The following is an 18,703-nucleotide window of genomic DNA, read 5'->3' on the forward strand; positions in this document are numbered from 1 at the left end:
ATATATACTTTAGCACATCATTCACAACAGAGTAAATTACAGCAAAAAAAGATGCATAGCTATTATAAAAAAAATGACTAGCGTTATCAAAACATCTCCTACGCTTGGGGCGTATTCCATCATTCCAGAGAGATTGCAAAGCTTATCACCCCCCCTTTCTACATGCCTTGAATCTGATTCCACTTTGCAGGTTTTAACAGGATTGGATTTCACCTTACTTCTGACAGGAGCTGTAACAACTACTTCTTCCAGTTGCTGCACTTCATCCAGACGACTGTGAGCAGCCGAATCCTTCACTTCGTCCTGCGCTGATATAGCAGCAGGAGCACTGGCCAACAACATCATGAATACGATGAAGACATGGCATTTAACATGCATTTTAAGTTTCATTTCTAATCCTATTTTATCTATTTATAATAACTGTAGCACTTCAATCACTGCAGAAAAACCGCGGCAAAGATAAAAGGAATAATAATACCATCCAAATAACTGGGACAGATGCACCATTTTGGGGATGAATACTTTGGGACGCGTGATTTTCCATTCGTGTACGAATCCTTTCCATTCATCCCCAAACCCTTATTTTTTCAGTGTTTTGTGCAATTATTATAAAGGAAATAGCTACCTTTGCACCAAATTAAACATATCATACGAGAGAAATGAAACAGATACCCAAGGTCATTATCAAAGACTATCTCATTTTCAGCATCGGTCTATTCTTGATGATTGTCACGCTCGAACCATTCAACACCCGTGATTTTATCAAGACCACCCCGCATGCCTACTTGTGGTTTGGGTTAGAGGCGATATCGTTTTTCTTGATTTTCATGTTGTGCGAAGTCGTCACCACATGGAGATTTCATCTGCCGTGCGATTATTCCATGCCACGCGAATATCAGATACGTCGCCTTCTACATATCTTTATACCCTGCATTGTGCTCAATGCGCTTTTCGATGGAGAATTTTTTTCTATAGTAAGTAATGGATGGAGCGGATGGCGCACAATCTGGTTTGACGAGCAGGGCCAATTCTCTCTTTATTGCATCATGTGCGATCTGATGGAGGCCTTGTTTGTTGGCTCGTTTTTATTAGCCTACATGCTATTCGTCACTCATCTGCGCATGCAGAAATACGTCATCAGCGAACTGCAGGAGATTAACTCTGCACTTGAGACTGAGCAGAACTACCTCAAGCCGCAAGCTGAAGGTGCATCCAGTAAGATTACGATCAGTAGCTATCGGAATGACACGCTGATAGTGGATCCACAGGATATTCTATATATAGAGTCGATGGGCAACTACCTGAATGTCGAGTATTTTGATGATTCAGAGTTACGCCAGAAACGTTTGCGAAGCACTCTGAAAGACATCGAGGACATGCTGGCACCCTACCCTTACATCTTCCGTATCCACCGCGCATTCATGGTCAATATCAATTACATCACACAGATATCCGGCAATGCCGCTGGCTACAAAGTAGAACTGTTCAGTACCGACAAAATTCTGCCGGTATCAAAGTCAAATGTTTCCATTTTCAAGGAAAAAATAAAAAAACATTCAATATGAAACGTATTTCTATTTTAGCATGCGCTTTGGGTCTGGCTTGGAGCCAGCTCTGCGCTCAGACTTCAACCACCGAAGTGTTGTTCGAAACCACGAAGGGCAATATCCGTATCGCTCTCTACGACGAGACGCCACAGCACCGCGACAACTTTCTGAAGCTCACCAAGATGGGCACTTACGACTCGCTGCTGTTTCACCGCGTCATCAAGGATTTTATGATCCAGACGGGCGATATCTTCAGCAAGCATGCCAAACCCGGACAGTTGTTAGGCACTGGCGATTACGACTATACACAGGAGGCCGAGTTCCGCCTGCCTAAGATATTCCATCGCCGTGGTGTGGTGGCAGCTGCACGCGAGGGCGACGCCAAGAATCCCGAGCGCCGTTCGGGTGCCAGTCAGATCTACATCGTATGGGGAAAGACTTACGACGACCGCCGACTGGACTACACCCAGCACAAGCTCGACTCGATCACTGGCGGACAGGTGAAGCTGACGCCCGAGATGCGCGAGGTGTATAAAACCATCGGTGGCTCGCCCCATCTGGATGGTCAGTACACCGTGTTTGGCGAGATTGTAGAGGGACTGGATGTAGTGGAAGCCATACAAAAAGAGGCGACCGACAAAAACGATCGCCCCTTGGAGGACATACGCATTCTGAAGGCCACTGTCACCAAGGACCTCCCTGCCCCACCAACAGCCAAGCCCGCTGCCAGCAGGAAAGCCAGCGTCAGGTCAAAAGCTTCTCGCCGCCGTTAATACGGGGCGAGTAGCCGAATTGACCATATTTCTTTTTCATAATCTTCAATTTTTACCGAAACCGCCAACAAAATTGTTAATTTTTTCATCGACACCATAAAAAAAAGCGAGGCGCTGTGCCTCGCTTTATACCTTGATATTCAGTCATATAAACACCGTTAGATGTTTTGATGGATGCGGATGTGTTATACATTAATTAGCTTCTCTCCAAAGAATGTAGATAGAAGCGAAATAGTTCGAATTGTAAAATTGTGCTGACCACTCAGCCATTTTGTAACTTCGCTAGGCCGTTTACCAAGAGCCTGAGCAAACTCCAGTTTGGATAGGCCGCGCTTTGTCATAAGGTCATTAATTTTGTTTGAGATAGCAAATTCCAAATCTACCTCTTTCTGGATATGTGGTGGTACAGCTGCCAGCATATCATTAAACGAAGTCTTCATTGTTTTCATACGTCAAAAGTGTTATTTGTTTCTATTTTATTTTCTGTAACGGATATAGACCCGTCTTTAATCCCTTCTTTTATCAAATTGTCGAAGTTTTGCAAAGTGAGCACATAACCTTTGAGTTCTTCACTTTCCTCATATGTTCTAGTGCCTTTTACTCCTCCATTTCCTAAAATAAGAATCTTGTCAGACAAGCGCAAGCAATAGAGGCGAATTTTAGATCGGATGACGGGCAATGCAACCACGTGATCATTCATTTTTCCTTCAGGTCTGAAATAGCGTTCTAAAGCGCCAGTATCGGCAATCTTGCCTATGAAATTAACTATACGCATCAAATCTGGATTCAATTCTGCATCATCTTTAAATTTGTTGTAGAATTGTTCAAATTCACTATCGGTTTCTGATAGGAATTGAATTGTATATAAAGTACAATTTTTAGCTTCATTCACTAAGAGGAGTTCTGCTTCGCTCATGATTGTTACTTATTTTTGTTGCAAATATACAGTCATTATTTTACTTATAAGTGAAATAATACCACAAATTACGCTTTTTTAACATAATAGTTAGGTACCAAAAGAACTATTATATTCTTTTTTACTTGATACGTTTTAATATCGCCTGGGGATTGCTGCTGATTTCAGTTAGCATCTGTCCATCTTTACTCAGTTCATAGGTGATGGGCTTTTTACTTTTTACACTGACAATAGTCAGCTTATTTCCATCAACAGTGTAGCTGGTGTTGCCACTCGACTGTCCTGTATTAATTCTCATTTTTGCCATCTTGCGATAAAACCATGATGCGCCATTGGCTTTGGCTTTATCCTCATCGAATTTTACAATGGTGGTTACGTGAGCTGTTTTGTCATCAACAAACTTTACCGTTCTTTTAGCTGTTATGGCACTGGTGATAGCTTGGATACCGCTCATTTCTTTTTTGTCAGCCTGCGCCTTTACCTCTTTAATACCTGCAGCAAGCAAATTGTCGCAATGATACACCCTGCCGACTAGTTGATTCTGTCCGCATACATTTACTACTCCCGTAAAGGCAATAGCAAAAGCTAAAATTATCTTCTTCATTTTATTTTTATTTCACCAATATTCTTTAGATTCGAGCACCACGTGTTTTTTCTGGCCCAGGGGCGTGATGATGTCCAGCTCGTGGCGGGGGGCTTTGTGCAGGGTTTCCTCCTCGTCCCATGTGTAATCACGCACGTCGCGACCGTTGATAGCGATAATTGTGTCGCCAATCTCCACACCCGCCTCGTGGGCCTCGCTCGAACGCTTCATGTATGATACTACCCAACCGCGACAGATGTCGGTACGGTTGCGCCAGCTATAACCATATATCTTTCCAGTGGGCTCGTCGGCCTTATGACGGCGCAGATACAGCTTCTGGTTCTTGGCATCGATAATGATGTTATACCTATCCCATACATCGTTACCGATAATACCCAGATAAGGTCGGTTGCCCATCGCCCCCACCCCTTCAGGCACATAGTCGATATCCGTATAGCGGATGGTGTCGCTGCCTATCAGTATATGGTCGCTCATCATCTCTACCCACGTTTCCAGCGCTTTGTCGCCAATGCCGGCCTGCGTCATATCTGCCAGATAGCGCTTGCCCTCAATCTTGTCAAGGGCATAATCAGAAACTGCCTTCGCGGTGAAACTCACCGAACCACCACTGCCTGTATCCATCAAGTACCAGCCCTTGATTTTCTGGCCACCCAACTGCACTTCGGCCTGCAGCATAATCCGATCATCATCATACTTGATGGGCAACTGCTGATAGCCCTCGGTATTGGGCACGGTGCTGGTGTACTGTTTCAGATAGCGCTTCTCGAAATTGATTTCGAGCGGATATTTTGAGATATCCTTGATGCCCCAGATGCCATCCGCATGGCGATTCAAAACATCGCGCAACTTGAATATCGGCACGATTGGATACTGCTGCACCACCGACCCCATCTGCACCTTGGTGCCGTCGGCTATCACCCGCACCATAGTAGATCCGGCGGCACCACCTGCTCTGGCCTTGCCCACTTGCTGCGGATGCCAGGCCGACTGCGCAAGCGCCACACTGTCGATACCAAAGATATTGGCCGCACCAGTATCAAAGAGCGTATTAACATGCACACTGTCGTTGATGGTAGTCTGCAGATAGATATGTCCGTGATACACAAAAGGCATGACATTATCACCCCCACTCTGCGCCATCACGCTCAGACTACCTAATGCTAAAATAATGGTTGATAAACACTTCATATATACACCGTTAGTTATCTATTCGGGTGCAAAGATACATAAAAAAAGGCAATTATATAGGGTTTGCCCCCAAATAATCAGTTATACATATAAAAGTTCAGCTTGCGCTGGACTTTTTTCATATCTTTGCTATAGTTTATAAAACGATAGCAATATGATTGATTTCTCACAGTTCGACAGTCTTATTTCAATGACAATGTACTTCAACAACGAAGATACTTGCAAACAAGCCATCATCGAAACACGTTGGGGTGTTGGTGATGCACAAGACGTTGTTTGCCCTTATTGTGGTGAACATCACTGTGTAACTCGCAAGGATGGTAGGTTTCGCTGCAATCACTGCAAGCGCAATTTTTCTTGCAAGGTTGGCACAATATTCGAGGATAGCAACCTTTCACTTGTAAAGTGGTTCATTGCGATGTACCTCATTTCCTCACATAAGAAGGGTATTTCTTCTTGCCAACTTGCACGTGACATCAAGGTTACTCAGACTACTGCTTGGCATATGCTCCATAAGGTTCGTGCATTGCTTGCGCAAGACGATGCCGAAGGCTTCAGTGGCGAGGTTGAATGTGATGAGGTGTACATTGGTGGACGTGAGAAATGGAAGCATCAGTCTATGCGTACACCTAACACTCAAGGTCGTTCTACCAAGACGAAGACACCTGTCTTTGGTATGATGGAACGCTCTGAGATTGAGAACGAGGATGGCGAGTTTGAGTTTATGTCCTATGTCCGTGCTATGGTTGTGGAGAATACCAATCGTGACACTATCCTTCCCATTATCTCACAGTTCGTTGAAGAAGGTTCTACTGTATTCACAGACGAATTAAACTCATACAATCGTCTTGCTGATATGGGTTATAACCATAAGATTTGCAATCACGGCTCATTGCAGTTCGTAATTGACGGTGAAACGTACACCAACAACATCGAGGGTTTTTGGAGTCATTTCAGACGTATGATTAGTGGTTGCTATCACGATGTAAGTGACGAGCATTTGCAGTCTTATATTGACGAGGCTGTGTATCGTTGGAATACAAGAAAAGCGTCCCAATCGGAACGCTTTGAGGATATGTTCAATAAGTCCATTGGACTGATTGTTACTTGGAGTGCATTAAGGCTGTGTGATGCAGCATAATTATTGTCTGAATTTATCGCCACGACCTCTGAACATATCCCAATGATATGCTCCATTAGGGTCGAATTTTCTAAGATTTGCTGCTGTTTGACTTGCATCATCATCATTGTACATGTGCATATCATCACTATTGAATTCAGCATCATTCCAATTCCCCTTGCCGTCATTTACCCTTTTACTCCACCCTGCGTATGGATTTGGAGTTTGACCTTGCTGTTGTGCATTGTAATTATGAGCATCCCTTTGTGCTTTATCAAAGTACAATGAATATTTACCTTCAGGATGATTCATTTCAAATCTTCCATAGCCATTATCCATACCAGGATAGTTACCTTGATATGCGGCTTCTTTCAATATCTTCTGTACAGACTCTTTCACGATTCTATGAAGGTCTGATTCTGTTAATCTAATCAATTTCTTATTCATATTTGTATTTCTTTTATATTGTTTATTTTCAGGCTTTAGCCCTTTGTTATTTTGTAATTTCGTTGATGAGTGAAATTCTTTCTCCTTTGCGGCTCTATAAAGGTCTGCAAGTGGGTCTATGTATTTCCCTTTTGTACTCGCTTCCGCAATTGCTTTCGTTAGACCGTTTATGTATTTTCTTCTGATACATTTACTACTGTATACATATTGAATCACGGTGAATGGTCTACCTATTTGGTCTTGTCCCTCAAACGTTTGTGGTTTGCATGGTTCTATTTCACAACCTTCGCAATTTGGCATCCCTTTACAATCTTTCGTCAAATCTTCACCTTCATCAACAAAGACGATAGAGATATTGACGCGGAGAGCAGGATTCAACCTTTCTACACTATCGCCCAATTCGTTTCTATCACACCATGTCTCTAAATATGTGCCATGATTTGATAGTCTGATTTGTGTGGGCTGCAAACCTTCGCCTCTATTACTTATCAAATAAAAAGAGTCACCTTTAGTATTTGGTATGAACGATGGTGACTGCGGATATTTGGCACACAACATTTTATATCGCTGTAGAATTTGACTAATAATATCTGATGCAACCATATTTTTAGAGTTTTTTATTAATAAATAGTTTCATATTTAGAAATATATGCGTATTTTTGTAGCCATAAATTATTAAACGATATTGTTATGTATCAGAATTTACAAGTGAATCCTGTTATCAATGACATATGGTGCGTATCATATGAAACTTTACAATTGAACGAAAATACAAATAGAAGATGCAACGAGACCTTTCCGCAAGGTATACCTAATAATGCTGTGATTATTTACTCATCTTCTGATAATGGGATTGTTGTTCTTGGATATTATGTTCTTACTATCCAAAATATAACTGAATCTCATTTATACAATGTGCTGAGAGATTTTTCAATAAATATGAATGGAGTTGACCACCATCAATCATTTTTGAACGCTGATTGCTACAAAATTGAAGAATGGGTGTTCGATAATTCTCTAAACAACAAACAACGTCTTTTCCACATCTTTAATAACATAGTATCTTCAATTGAAGTTAATGGAAGATTAACATTTCTATGGTGTGATAGCGGTTTTAATGAAATAGTTTATTATCCAATAAACAATGATGCCAACGAAAGTTTTTATCCATTTGCTGAAAACTATTTCACAATAGCATTCTTTAATATTGCAAATGAGCAACCTTGAATGGGCTGCTCATTTATTAGGGTCTAATTCTATATAGTTGCCTAAATTTATCCGTTTGATAGATGGTGATGAGTTTATTGAGATGTGGCAGGAGTACTACGATAAAATGAGTGACGAAGATAAAAACATGCTTCCCCTAAAACGCATCTCGTTCTTAGGGAATAATGAATAAAAGCATTTTTCTTAAAAAATATTTGGAACTTTCAGAAAGAGTTCGTATCTTTGCAGCGTGAAAGGTGGAACCAAGTAGAGCCACGATGTGCGGAACGGTGGCATGGCTGCAGCAATGCAGAGATGATGAGCAATTCGACCTTGCCGCTTGGTTTCATAAGCATAGCGCCCATCACTCATTTGAATGGTGGGCGTTTTTATTTTACTGTTTTATATTTGGGTAAAGTAAACTCCATCGGATCTTTAACACGTGTTGCAGTAATGAAGTTCACAAGCTTTACCTGTTCGCGATTCACCTTCATCTTATAATTGGGATGAATGATAAACTTTGAGACTTCGTCGGTATAGATGAAGCATTCGCCATCGTAGTAAAGATCCATCTTAAATCTGCTTTTGGGAAAACGCACAAGTTCTTCTGCAGAAACAACCAGACCTTTGGCACCTTTTGAGGCACGCATACAATGCTGTAACTGCTTGGCACTCATATATAATTGTTCGCAGGCCAACGTTACTCCATTGCTCTGAGCAAACCGCATCATTCGTTCTTCAACATCACCAATACTAAATGGCTGTATGGCAGAAAATCCTTTCTGCTCTATATCAATCAAAACAGCTGTGATCTGTTCTTCTATCGTTGGCTTATCTGATTCCATATACTTTCTTAAGCAAATCGACGACAAAGATACAACTTTATTTTGAGCCCCACAAGCATCTATCATAAAAAAACAAGAAAAAATCCACGATGTGCGGCGCTCGGCTCGGCCGCTTGGTTTCATAAACATAGCGCCCAGCACTCATCCGAGTGGTGGGCGCTATTGTCACAAAACGACGTTATTTCTTGATGATGAGCTTGTCGCCGGAGAGATCTACTTCGAAGAAATGAGGGATGCGGACGGTGCGGCCTTGGGCATCTTTGGCATGACTGTGAACCGACATCATCCACTGGCCATCGAAACGCTGGAAAAGCATACTATGACCGTAAGTTGGCGGTGTGATCGGATCGGGCTCCTGAATCCATGGGCCATCGAGGGTGCCGCTGGCTGAATAGGCCACACCTTGGGTATAGACATCATACACCCACGAGGTCCACAGCATACCAAGACGGCCTGTACCGGTGCGGAAAAGCCATGGGCCATCTGTCACCTTATTCCAAGTGATGTTGCCCTGTTCGTCCTTTTCGCGGCTCCAGGGCGAATCGCTGGCACGGAACAGCAGCTTAGGCTCGCCAACAGTTCCACTCAGGTCGGGCTTCAATTCAATCTTCTCTATCGTACCGTTCCAATTCTGCAGCCACTCGCCACAGAACACCATATAGGGTTTGCCATCGGTATCGCGCCAGAAGGTGCCATCGAGCGTAGGACGATTGGCGGGCAGATAAATGGCATCGCCGAATGCACGGTATGGACCCATGGGATTATCGGCACGCAGTACCTGACTGGCACGGCGCTCGATGACATTGCCTCGAACGGTATCAATCTTTACAGCCTGATTGGTGAACGTAGCAAAATAGTAATAATAGCCATCGCCCGTCTGATGCAGCTCGGCCGCCCAAATCATCGGACGAGCACCCATCCATGAGTCGGCATCAAACTCGGTAACCCGGAAGGGCCCTTCCCACAGTTTCAAATCGGCACTACGCCACATCATGCCACCTGTACCCGTCATGTAGTACATCTTGGTTTTCTGATCGGCCAGGATAGCTGGATCGCTTAATCGGATTGAGTCGGTAGGAATATTACTACGAACCTTAAATGCTTGCGGTTGTGCCTGTGCCATAGTCATGCACATCAAAGCTACTATACTGAGAAATACTCTTTTCATACAATAAATGAATTTTGCCGCAAAATTACAACTTTATCTTGAAACATCTATAATAAATAGTAATTAAAATTTGGAACTTTGCGAAAGAGTTCGTATCTTTGCTGCCAAATTATCAAATTAACCATAGTATAACGTATGAAAAAATTGTTACTCATGGCCCTCTGTCTGGTTTTTGGACTGGAAACTTGGGCACAGGATGAGAGAAATGCCCGTGTAGTGGTAGGTATGAACAATCTTACCTATACGGTGAAAAAGACAAAGACACTTGAAAAGGTACTGGATGTACTGTTGACAGGTGAGGTTTCGAAGGATCAGTCGAAGTATCAGGATGCCGTTAGGGCTGCTATCCTGAAGGGAATATCGCAGTCGCACCGCATGTCGGCTATCGACGGACAGCTATCGGATCAGGAGGCTGCACTCCCTGGCGCACGCTATGTAGATGCTACTGTATCTACCTTATCGACCACATCTAAAACCGAAACAGAGTATATCGACAAGGAGAAGAAAAAGACCCGTACTAAGACCTATTATAAGGCTCTGATTGGTATCACCATGCAGTTTAAGAGCGCCAAGACCGACGAGATTCTGGCCAGTCCTACGTTCAACGTAACCGAAACCGACTTGTCGTGGATTGAGACCGAAGACGGCGCTATGCTGAAGGCCCTTGACCGTCTTTCATATTATGTAAACAGATACTGCAACCGCTGGCTGCCTTTGCGCGCTAATGTACTGGAGGGTGCTCGCGACAAGAAGGACAAACAGAAGGAAGTGTATATCGACCTGGGCAGTGCCGAGGGTGCCTACAAGGGTCTGCACATGGGCGTATATACCATCAAGACGGTGGCTGGTAAGGAGGCCAAAAAGCAGATTGGCAAACTGAAGATTGAGGATGTACAGGGCGACGAGATCAGTCTGTGTAAAGTGCAGAGTGGCGGTCGCGACATCAAGTCGGCCCTCGACAACGGCGAAACGCTGGTCATCGAGACCACAGACTAAATAGAAAAAGCCTAACTTTTTAGTTAGGCTTTTTTTCTGGTGCACCAAAATAGCTATAGCACGAATCATCGGGATTCACTATCAGGCGCTCTATCACTAGCTCTGGATCAACCATGATTAACTTCAATGTATGTTTTCCTTTGAAGTCAACTCTGAATGTAGCATCCAGCCAGCGGATATTGTCAAACACTTCGTTGCGGCGCAGCATGCGATAACCATTTAGCGCCATGGTGCCCTGTGCAGGCAGTGGCTTTAGTTTCTTGGAGCGAGCCAGATTATCGGGCGTGTACTCCAAGAAGGTATCCACCAGGCCGCGACGCGCATCCAGCACCTGAATACTATCATTGTCAAACTGTACTGCCAGACGCAGTCCGCGCTCGGGGTTCACATCCTGCGTGGGCAGAATGCCGATAGCCACCTTCAGCCAACCTGTATGGTCCACATCAATATCGTACTCTAATCGGGCGCCACTTCCTACTGGTGCCGAAGCTGCCGTAACGTTGCTGGCACCCATGCAGCCATCATGTCGGCCCAGATCGGGCAGCAGTTTCCAGGTAAGCCCGTCGGCTGTGGTGACACGACTGTAGTGGATGGCTTCTATGGCATACTCATCCGAAACAGTTGGTGGTGTTACTACCGATGGTTTGGCGTCGGATGCAGTAACATAGGTGAACTGTGGCAGCTCGTTGCTTTGAGGCATGAACCACTCACGATAGCCCATGTGCTTATCCTGCATCATACCCTGCCATTTGCCACCAGCCAACTGATGATTATAATAGGCTGTGAGCAGCGAATCTTTCTCATACAATTGTTTGGCGCGATCGGCATAGGCATTGGCCCTCATATCGCCACGCTGGGCATAATATCTGTTCATGGTGGCACAGTTATAAATCTCGGCCACACCTGCCGACGCTACTGCTGGATAATATACCAGCTGATAGTAAGCATCCTGCATCTCGGCTGGCACACGCAGGCGCAAGGCTTCGGCCTGCTCGGCCAGTTGTCGCCACATCAGTGTGACACGCTCAGCCTCATTCCAATGTTCGGCACTGAAGATGCCCGGCACCTGTACTTCGGCCTTACGCCACAGGTTATACTTAGGATATTTCACCAGAATATCGGTTACGTCATCAGCCAGGTCATCACCAAAAATCGAGGCAGCCCACTGGTGCACATACGCACGCTCATCGCCAGGCTGCACAGCATCAGGATTCCAAGCATAGTTCATGATGAAATCAATAGGCAGCTCCTTGGGTTTCAGATCGCCTACGTTGATAATCCAGATGCGATCCAGGCCCGACTGATAAGCCAGATTCAACTGCTCGCGGAGCTTAGGAATGGGGGATGTGTTTACCCATCGGTCGTTCCATGGACCACCATTCATGTCGATATGATAGTAGAGGCCCATGCCCCCTTTGCGCTGCCGCTCGCTTTCAGGTCCCGTACGGCGCACGTAGCCCCAGTTGTTGTCGCAGAACAGCAGGGTGACATCGTCAGGTACGTTGAAACCGGCATCATAGTAACGCTGCACTTCGGTGAAGATAGCCCACAGCTGGGGTACGGCATCAGGACGCCCGTAGATATCCTTGATAATCTGGCGCTGACCTTCGATGACCTTGCCCAGCGTCTTGATATTATCGGCATCGTCGCCCTTACCCATGGCCACGTCGCCATCGCCACGCATACCGATGGTTACCAGGTTTTCGTAAGCTTTATTGCGCTCCATACCATCACGGAAGAACTTATCCAGTCGCTGCTTGTTGACCGCATAGTCCCAGGGGCCCACTTCCTCTCTGCGCGAGGTATATTCCTTATGAGCGCGCATCATGGGCTCGTGGTGCGAGGTGCCCATCACGATACCATATTCGTCGGCCATGGCTGGGTTCAGCGGGTCGTCTTCGTTAAACATCGAGTTCCACATGGCTGGCCACATATAGTTGGCCTTCAAGCGCAGAAGCAGCTCGAACATGCGGGTATATACCTTGGAGTTCTGACCGCCAAACTTATTGGTGGTCCACTCGCCAAACGATGGCCACTCGTCGTTAATAAAAATGCCGCGGTACTTCACCTTTGGCGAGGGCTGCACTACCCTGCCCTGCTGATAAATTAAACTGCTGCGATGCTGCACGGGCACATCTGCCCACCAATACCAAGGCGACACGCCAATCTGGCGACTGATTTCATAGATGCCATAGATAGTGCCGCGCTTATCGCTACCGGCTATCACCAGACTGCCATCCACCACATCAATCAGATATGACTCCCACTGGCCGCGAACCTGACTCACGTCGATTTTATGCTTGGCTATCAGCCCATTGATGGCACGGCTCTTGCCAATGGTGCCCACGATGATGGCTTTGCGACTGTTGCTGCCAGACTTGATGACTTCGGCTGGAGTGCCTGTCACCTTACGGATGTCGTCGGCCAGATCGGAAGCAGCACGAACCACGCCTTTCCAATCACGACCATCGATGATGATGGGCGACACCACACCATGATCGGCAATAGTGAATGCCTCATGCTGGGCGGAAGATATCATGCATACGCATACAAAAAAGAAAAATAAATAGATTCTTTTCATAAACTTAAGTTTCTAATCAAGAAAAAAGTGCATCCTATCTCACGACAGGATGCACGCTGTCAAATTAATTACTAACCAACTATCACAAATATAAATATCTACTAATTTCTGTATGCGGGATTCTGATATGCCTTCTTCTCCTCATCAGTCATCTCCATACCATCGAGCTGTCCCTGTGGGATAGGACGGATGTAGTAACCTGCAGGAATATCACGCTTAACGGTCTGCAGATCCTTGTCGGTATAACCTGCTCCTGCGATGCGATAGGTGCTGGCGCGCTCGGCCCACTTCTGAGTACGAACGAGATCGAACCAACGGTATCCCTCACCCCAGTACTCACGGCTACGCTCGTCGAGAATGAAGTCGATATCAATAACAGCAGGTGTAGCTGCTACCATCTCGGCACTCTTGTCAACAGAAACTGCCTGGTTGTCGTTCTGGGCAAATGTCTGCTTACCAGCACGGGCACGGAGCACGTTGACCAGTGTCTTAGCTTCAGCCTGTTTGCCAAGTTTCACAGCTGCCTCGGCACCGATGAGATAGAACTCAGAGAACTTAGCTACATTCCAAGGACGTGGGCTACCACCATTCACCTTTGAACCCAGACCACCATCATTGTCGGTACGATAGATACCAATCTTCCAGTTGATGGGGTACTTCTTACGGCTGATGTGATTGACTGCCACTACGAAGTCGGCACGTCCAGGCATCTCACCGAAGCCGAGCTTACCATCGGCACCAGTGTAGTTGATGTTGGCATCCTCGCTCTCAGGAACCCAGCTGAAGTAAACCTCGTTAGGACCTACCTGCATACCGTTAGCTCCAAACACGTAAGGCTCGGCATTGCCTGTCTTATGCCAGTTGGTGTGATAGCGCAGCGTGAAAGTTGCGTCGTAGCGAGAGTCGATAGCCTTAACAGCATCTTCCCAAACACCACCTTCCATGAAGTTGTCGGCGATAGGAGCCATACGAGTCCAAGGACGACCGAGGGCCTGAACAGCCTCACGCTGGATGGGGTTGATAGTGTTACCCGAAGCAGCCTTGGCAATCATCTCGGTATAGTTCCAGGTTTCCATCCAGTAAGCGAAGTTCTCAGGAGAACCACCACTACCCCAACCGTAACCAGAACCGCCGTTACCAAACTTCTCGTCCTCATCATGATCGGCATAGAGCATGATCTCAGCGTTACGATCGTTGGTAGCCACGTTTACATCGTAGAATGTAGGCTGCAGCGCGTATGGGCCAGGGTTGTTGATGGCAGCCATCGCTGTGTCGTAAGCCTTCTGGAAATAGCTGTTAGCCTGACTGGCATCGCGGCTGCACTCAGGATAGGTAGGAATATTGTTGGGGTTTTCCAACCACCAGGCATAAGTGAGATATGCCTTTGAGAGATACAGGCGGGCCAGGTTCTTGGTAGCAGTGCCTGTGAGACGTGGGTTCTCGGGCAGTTCGCTGACAGCCTTCTCAAGGTCGGCAAAGATAGCTGCATAAACCTCAGGCACAGTATTGCGTACAGAGGTGCGGATGGTGGAAGTGTTGAACTTCAGTTCGCCGGCACCCAAATCGAGGGGCACACCACCATAGGTCTGCACCAGGATAAAATAGTCGAAAGCACGGAAGAAATAAGCCTCTGCCAGCAGTGCCTCGTCGATACCGGCAGCAGCGCCGTTCTCGATAATACCACTACAGGTATTGATATTGGCAAACAGAGTGCCCCATGCGCCACCAGCCACCGTACTGTTGGGAGTAACCGAACCAACACCCGAGAGGTCGGCATCCTTAAAGTTACCGTCGGCACTCTGTGCATAGGTATATTCGTCGGTACCGGTTTCCAAACTGTTCAGATAGTAACCGTTGCCATAGAAATAGCGCAGGTGAGCATAAAGCGAGGTAAGACCTCCCTCAATACCAGCCTTCGTATTAAAGAAGGTGGGATCGAACTGCGTGCGAGGCTGCTCGTCGAGCACGTTATTGCAGGATGTCATGGCAGTAGAAAGACCGCAGCATACGAGACCCGCAGCAAGTATATATTTGATACTTTTAGTTTTCATAACTCTTAAATTTCTAAATTCTTAATTCTTAACTCTTAATTAGAATGTTACGTTAAGGCCGAAGATGAAGTTACGGGTAGAAGGTGTGTTATAACCCACGATAGGCATCTTGTGCTTACCGGTATAACCATCTACAGCCACAGCCGTATTCTGGTTGGCCCATGAGTTGGTTTCGGGATCCAGACCGCTCTCGTTGTTGAATGGCGAGAAGAATACAAATGGGTTCTGAACAGTAGCGTAGAGGCGCAGACGGCTGATGCCAAGATCCTTCACAGCCTTCAGCTTGTCGAAGTTGTAGCCCAGGGTGATGGCGCGGATCTTCAGATAGCCAGCATCGAAATAACCGAGTGTAGAACCATACTTAGGATTATCACCATTCTGGATGCCACCGGGTTTGGGATACTTGGCGCCGGTGTTCTCCTCGGTCCAGTAATCCACATTCATGTTGTTCACACGACTGGTGAGCTGGTTCAGATAACCGCTTGATGAGTGGAGGGCACTGATGAGTTTACCGCCTACCTGGAAGGCGCCAATCACATTCAGGTCAAAACCTTTGTAACCCACGGTGGTGTTGAAACCTCCCATCAGTTTGGGCTCCATGCTGATAATCTGACGGTCTTCAGGACCAATCTGGCGACTGGGGGTGACACCGTCTTCCTTGAAGTCGCCCTTTGAGGCATCGCCACGATACTTCACCTTGATCATACCTACGTTGCCACCTGGCTCAAGGATATCCAGATAGGGATCGTCCTTCTGCCACAAGCCTACATACTCGTAGTCGTAGATCACGTCGATAGGATGGCCCACGAACCAGCGGTTAGCTTCATCGGCATCGCGACCCGACTCCAGAGCCACCAGTTTGTTGCGGTTGGCATAGAGGTTGATGCCGGCATCCCAGCTCCAGCCATTCTTATTGTCGATGATGATACCATTCAGTGTGAACTCCCAACCCTTATTCTCGGTCTTACCGATGTTGCCTGTGAAGCTGCTCACACCTGATGTAGAAGGCAGCGACACATCGAGCAGGATATCATTGGTTTTCTGGGTATAGTACTCGAACGATCCTGACAGGCGACCATTGAAGAACGAGAAGTCGAGACCGAAGTTCCAGGTCTTAGAGAACTCCCATCCCAGGTCGGGGTTAGGCAGTGAGTTTACATAGTAGCCAGCCTTATAGGTGGTGCCGAAATTATAGTTGCGCACAGCCAGTCCGCCCAGTGTAGAATATGGGTTGATGCTCTGGTTAGAGGTCTCACCATAACCCACGCGCAGCTTCAGGTTGTCTATCCAAGTGAGATTCTCCATAAACTGCTCGCGAGCGATGTTCCAACCGGCACTAACTGCAGGATAGGTGTGCCACTGATGGCCCTTGGCCAGGCGCGATGAAGCATCCGAACGGAGGGCAGCAGAAATCATATACTTATTATCATATGAATACATCACACGTCCCATCCAAGAGATCAGTCCGCTCTGCCAGTAGTTGTAACCGGTGAGGTTGGCCTGACCCACGGCCTTGTCGAGTGCATAGTACTGGAAGTAATCGGCTGGGATATCCTGGGCGTTGGCACCTGTTGATTCGTAAGTAGTTTGTTCGGCCGAATACATAGCCACCACATTCAGGTTGTGTTTCTCGGCAAAGGTGCGGTCGTAAGTCAGGATATTCTCTACAGCCCAGTTGCGCATCTGGTCTTCAGAAATCCATCCGCCGTTCACAGCCTTAGGATCCTTGTTGTTGACACCCGTACCGGTAAAGCCGCCACCTTTCGAGCTGCGGAAGTTAAGACCTACGTTTACACGATAGCTCAATCCCTCAACCCATGGGCACTTCACCTCGGCAAACAGGGTGTTGTAAGAACCGATACCCTTGTTCTCGCTCAGCCATACATTCTTGTCGCGCTCCACGGTCTCGCGGGTCACCACGGCCTTATCATCGGCAGGCATGGCAATGTAGCGCTTGATGTTGCCATCGGCATCGTAAGGACTGGCCAGCGGACTCATCGTGAGCACGGCATGCATATCGTTCACACCCTGGGTTTTGCGATAGCTGTTGTTGGTGGTCAGACCAAAGCGGAAGTACTTACCTACTTTCTGATCGAAATTGCCACGCACATTCAGGCGATCATAACCCTCGGTGGGCACTACCGACTCGTCGTGGTAGTAGCCGGCACCAAAACTGTAGCTACCGCCATTGGTACCACCGGCCACGCTCACATCATGGTTGTGGCTGATACCGGTCTTATAATACAGGTCCTGCCAGTCGGTATTGTTGCTGTCGCTCTCGTCGAGCGAGTTCTGATACTTACCTACATACTGGCGGAACTTGCTGTAGGTAGGACCGTCCATCATAGGATACTTCTTAAAGATTTTCTTAAAGCTCACATAACCATTGTACGACACCTTGGCAGGGGTGCCCTGTGCGCCCTTAGCGGTGGTGATGATGATCACACCATTGGCACCACGCGAACCGTAGATGGCGGTGGCCGAAGCATCCTTCAGGATATCCATCGACTTGATGTCGGTGGGGTTGATATCCGACAACTGACCCATAAAGGGGATTCCATCCAGCACGATCAGCGGGTCGTTGCTGGCTGAGAGAGAGCGCTGACCGCGGATACGGATCTGCATCTCTTGTCCGGGCTTGGTGGATGTCTGGGTCATCAGCACACCAGCCACACGGCCCTGCAGTGCCTGGGCGGCATTGGTAGCGGCAATCTGATTCAACTTCTCGCCACCGATGTTGGCCACCGAACCGGTTACAGCTTCGCGGCGTTGGGTTCCGTAACCGATCACTACCACCTCGTTGACTACATGACCATCCTCTTTCAAGGTGACAGCCATGTTGCTGCCGGCTTTGATCTCCTGGGGCACATATCCCACATAGGAAATAACGAGCGTGGCGCCGGGTTTAACACTCAAAGAGAATCTACCATCGAAATCGGTAACGGTACCGTTATTAGTACCTTTCTCCATTACTGTGGCACCAATCAAAGGACCCTGCGAGTCGGATACCTGACCGGTTGCCTGCTTGTTTTGCTGAACGGAAGCTACTGCTGTGGTAGCTGCCGAAACCTGCTGTGTGCTGGCCATGCCAAGCATGCACATGCCCACAATGTAAGTGGTTCTTCTTAGGAAAGCAGTTTTCATTTCAATTAATAAGTTTTGTAAGTGAATAAAAAAAACTGCTGCAAAGATACGATGATTGCCAGAAAAGAGTTTTCGTGTTTAACCCATTTGCTTTTCTGTTTGACACGTAGTGCCGAA

At 46.8% G+C, this 18,703-nt stretch carries 16 protein-coding genes; 5 read left to right on the forward strand and 11 right to left on the reverse strand.

The genetic code is table 11. From position 1 onward, the window contains the following. Positions 1-36: 36 nt before the first annotated feature. The gene (locus T360_RS0113220) at positions 37-390 is read right to left on the reverse strand and encodes a hypothetical protein (protein ID WP_028913201.1); all 354 of its coding nucleotides are present in this window, start codon (positions 388-390) and stop codon (positions 37-39) included. A gap of 269 nt (positions 391-659) precedes the next feature. Here T360_RS0113220 and T360_RS0113225 point away from each other — a divergent pair, with 269 nt between their 5' ends. Both T360_RS0113225 and T360_RS0113230 read left to right on the forward strand, forming a co-directional pair. Then, complete coding sequence (locus T360_RS0113225; RefSeq protein ID WP_028913202.1) at positions 660-1,565, forward strand: LytTR family DNA-binding domain-containing protein; 906 nt, start codon at positions 660-662, stop codon at positions 1,563-1,565. Next, complete coding sequence (locus T360_RS0113230) at positions 1,562-2,320, forward strand: peptidylprolyl isomerase (RefSeq protein ID WP_028913203.1); 759 nt, start codon at positions 1,562-1,564, stop codon at positions 2,318-2,320. Before T360_RS0113225 ends, T360_RS0113230 begins: the two co-directional genes overlap by 4 nt. A gap of 185 nt (positions 2,321-2,505) precedes the next feature. On the opposite strand, the gene T360_RS15470 is transcribed toward T360_RS0113230, so the two are convergent. The 4 genes from T360_RS15470 to T360_RS0113250 form a co-directional block, all read right to left on the reverse strand. Further along, entirely contained in the window at positions 2,506-2,769 is a 264-nt protein-coding gene (locus tag T360_RS15470; RefSeq protein ID WP_036929581.1) for a helix-turn-helix transcriptional regulator, read from the reverse strand. Beyond that, positions 2,766-3,236, reverse strand: a complete 471-nt coding sequence (locus T360_RS0113240; RefSeq protein ID WP_028913204.1) for a hypothetical protein — start codon at positions 3,234-3,236, stop codon at positions 2,766-2,768. The genes T360_RS15470 and T360_RS0113240 overlap by 4 nt, the downstream gene beginning before the upstream one ends. 121 nt (positions 3,237-3,357) lie before the next feature. Further along, positions 3,358-3,840, reverse strand: a complete 483-nt coding sequence (locus T360_RS0113245; RefSeq protein WP_155949575.1) for a hypothetical protein — start codon at positions 3,838-3,840, stop codon at positions 3,358-3,360. Positions 3,841-3,852: 12 nt separating this feature from the next. Beyond that, positions 3,853-5,028, reverse strand: coding sequence for a PDZ domain-containing protein (locus T360_RS0113250; RefSeq protein ID WP_028913206.1), 1,176 nt, complete (start codon positions 5,026-5,028; stop codon positions 3,853-3,855). Between the two features lie 154 nt (positions 5,029-5,182). Here T360_RS0113250 and T360_RS0113255 point away from each other — a divergent pair, with 154 nt between their 5' ends. Continuing rightward, entirely contained in the window at positions 5,183-6,169 is a 987-nt protein-coding gene (locus tag T360_RS0113255; protein WP_028913207.1) for an IS1595 family transposase, read from the forward strand. Here T360_RS0113255 and T360_RS0113260 read toward each other — a convergent pair whose 3' ends face one another. Continuing rightward, positions 6,170-7,198: a hypothetical protein gene (locus T360_RS0113260; protein WP_028913208.1), complete on the reverse strand. Its 1,029-nt coding sequence runs from the start codon at positions 7,196-7,198 to the stop codon at positions 6,170-6,172. An 87-nt stretch (positions 7,199-7,285) separates the two neighbouring features. Between T360_RS0113260 and T360_RS0113265 the strand changes: the two genes are divergently transcribed. Beyond that, the gene (locus T360_RS0113265; protein ID WP_028913209.1) at positions 7,286-7,822 is read left to right on the forward strand and encodes a hypothetical protein; all 537 of its coding nucleotides are present in this window, start codon (positions 7,286-7,288) and stop codon (positions 7,820-7,822) included. Between the two features lie 368 nt (positions 7,823-8,190). Here the strand turns inward: T360_RS0113265 and T360_RS0113270 are convergent, their stop codons facing one another. Next, entirely contained in the window at positions 8,191-8,769 is a 579-nt protein-coding gene (locus T360_RS0113270; RefSeq protein ID WP_197019320.1) for a hypothetical protein, read from the reverse strand. Between the two features lie 55 nt (positions 8,770-8,824). After that, the gene (locus T360_RS0113275; RefSeq protein ID WP_369793536.1) at positions 8,825-9,775 is read right to left on the reverse strand and encodes a glycoside hydrolase family 43 protein; all 951 of its coding nucleotides are present in this window, start codon (positions 9,773-9,775) and stop codon (positions 8,825-8,827) included. 174 nt (positions 9,776-9,949) lie between these two features. On the opposite strand from T360_RS0113275, the gene T360_RS0113280 reads away from it, so the two are divergent. Continuing rightward, a complete protein-coding gene (locus T360_RS0113280; protein ID WP_028913212.1) occupies positions 9,950-10,810 on the forward strand; it encodes a hypothetical protein in 861 nt (286 codons plus the stop codon). Positions 10,811-10,829: 19 nt separating this feature from the next. Here T360_RS0113280 and T360_RS15475 read toward each other — a convergent pair whose 3' ends face one another. The 3 genes from T360_RS15475 to T360_RS0113295 all read right to left on the reverse strand — a co-directional run bounded on the left by T360_RS15475 (position 10,830) and on the right by T360_RS0113295 (position 18,529). After that, positions 10,830-13,349, reverse strand: a complete 2,520-nt coding sequence (locus tag T360_RS15475) for a glycosyl hydrolase 115 family protein (protein ID WP_036929754.1) — start codon at positions 13,347-13,349, stop codon at positions 10,830-10,832. A 143-nt stretch (positions 13,350-13,492) separates the two neighbouring features. Continuing rightward, positions 13,493-15,442 (reverse strand): RagB/SusD family nutrient uptake outer membrane protein, encoded by a 1,950-nt coding sequence (locus T360_RS0113290; protein ID WP_028913213.1) that lies wholly within the window; start codon positions 15,440-15,442, stop codon positions 13,493-13,495. Positions 15,443-15,481: 39 nt separating this feature from the next. Next, positions 15,482-18,529, reverse strand: coding sequence for a SusC/RagA family TonB-linked outer membrane protein (locus T360_RS0113295; protein WP_369793537.1), 3,048 nt, complete (start codon positions 18,527-18,529; stop codon positions 15,482-15,484). Between the last annotated feature and the right edge of the window lie 174 nt (positions 18,530-18,703).

This window comes from Prevotella sp. MA2016 (genome assembly GCF_000619825.1).
In the GTDB taxonomy this organism is placed as follows: domain Bacteria; phylum Bacteroidota; class Bacteroidia; order Bacteroidales; family Bacteroidaceae; genus Prevotella.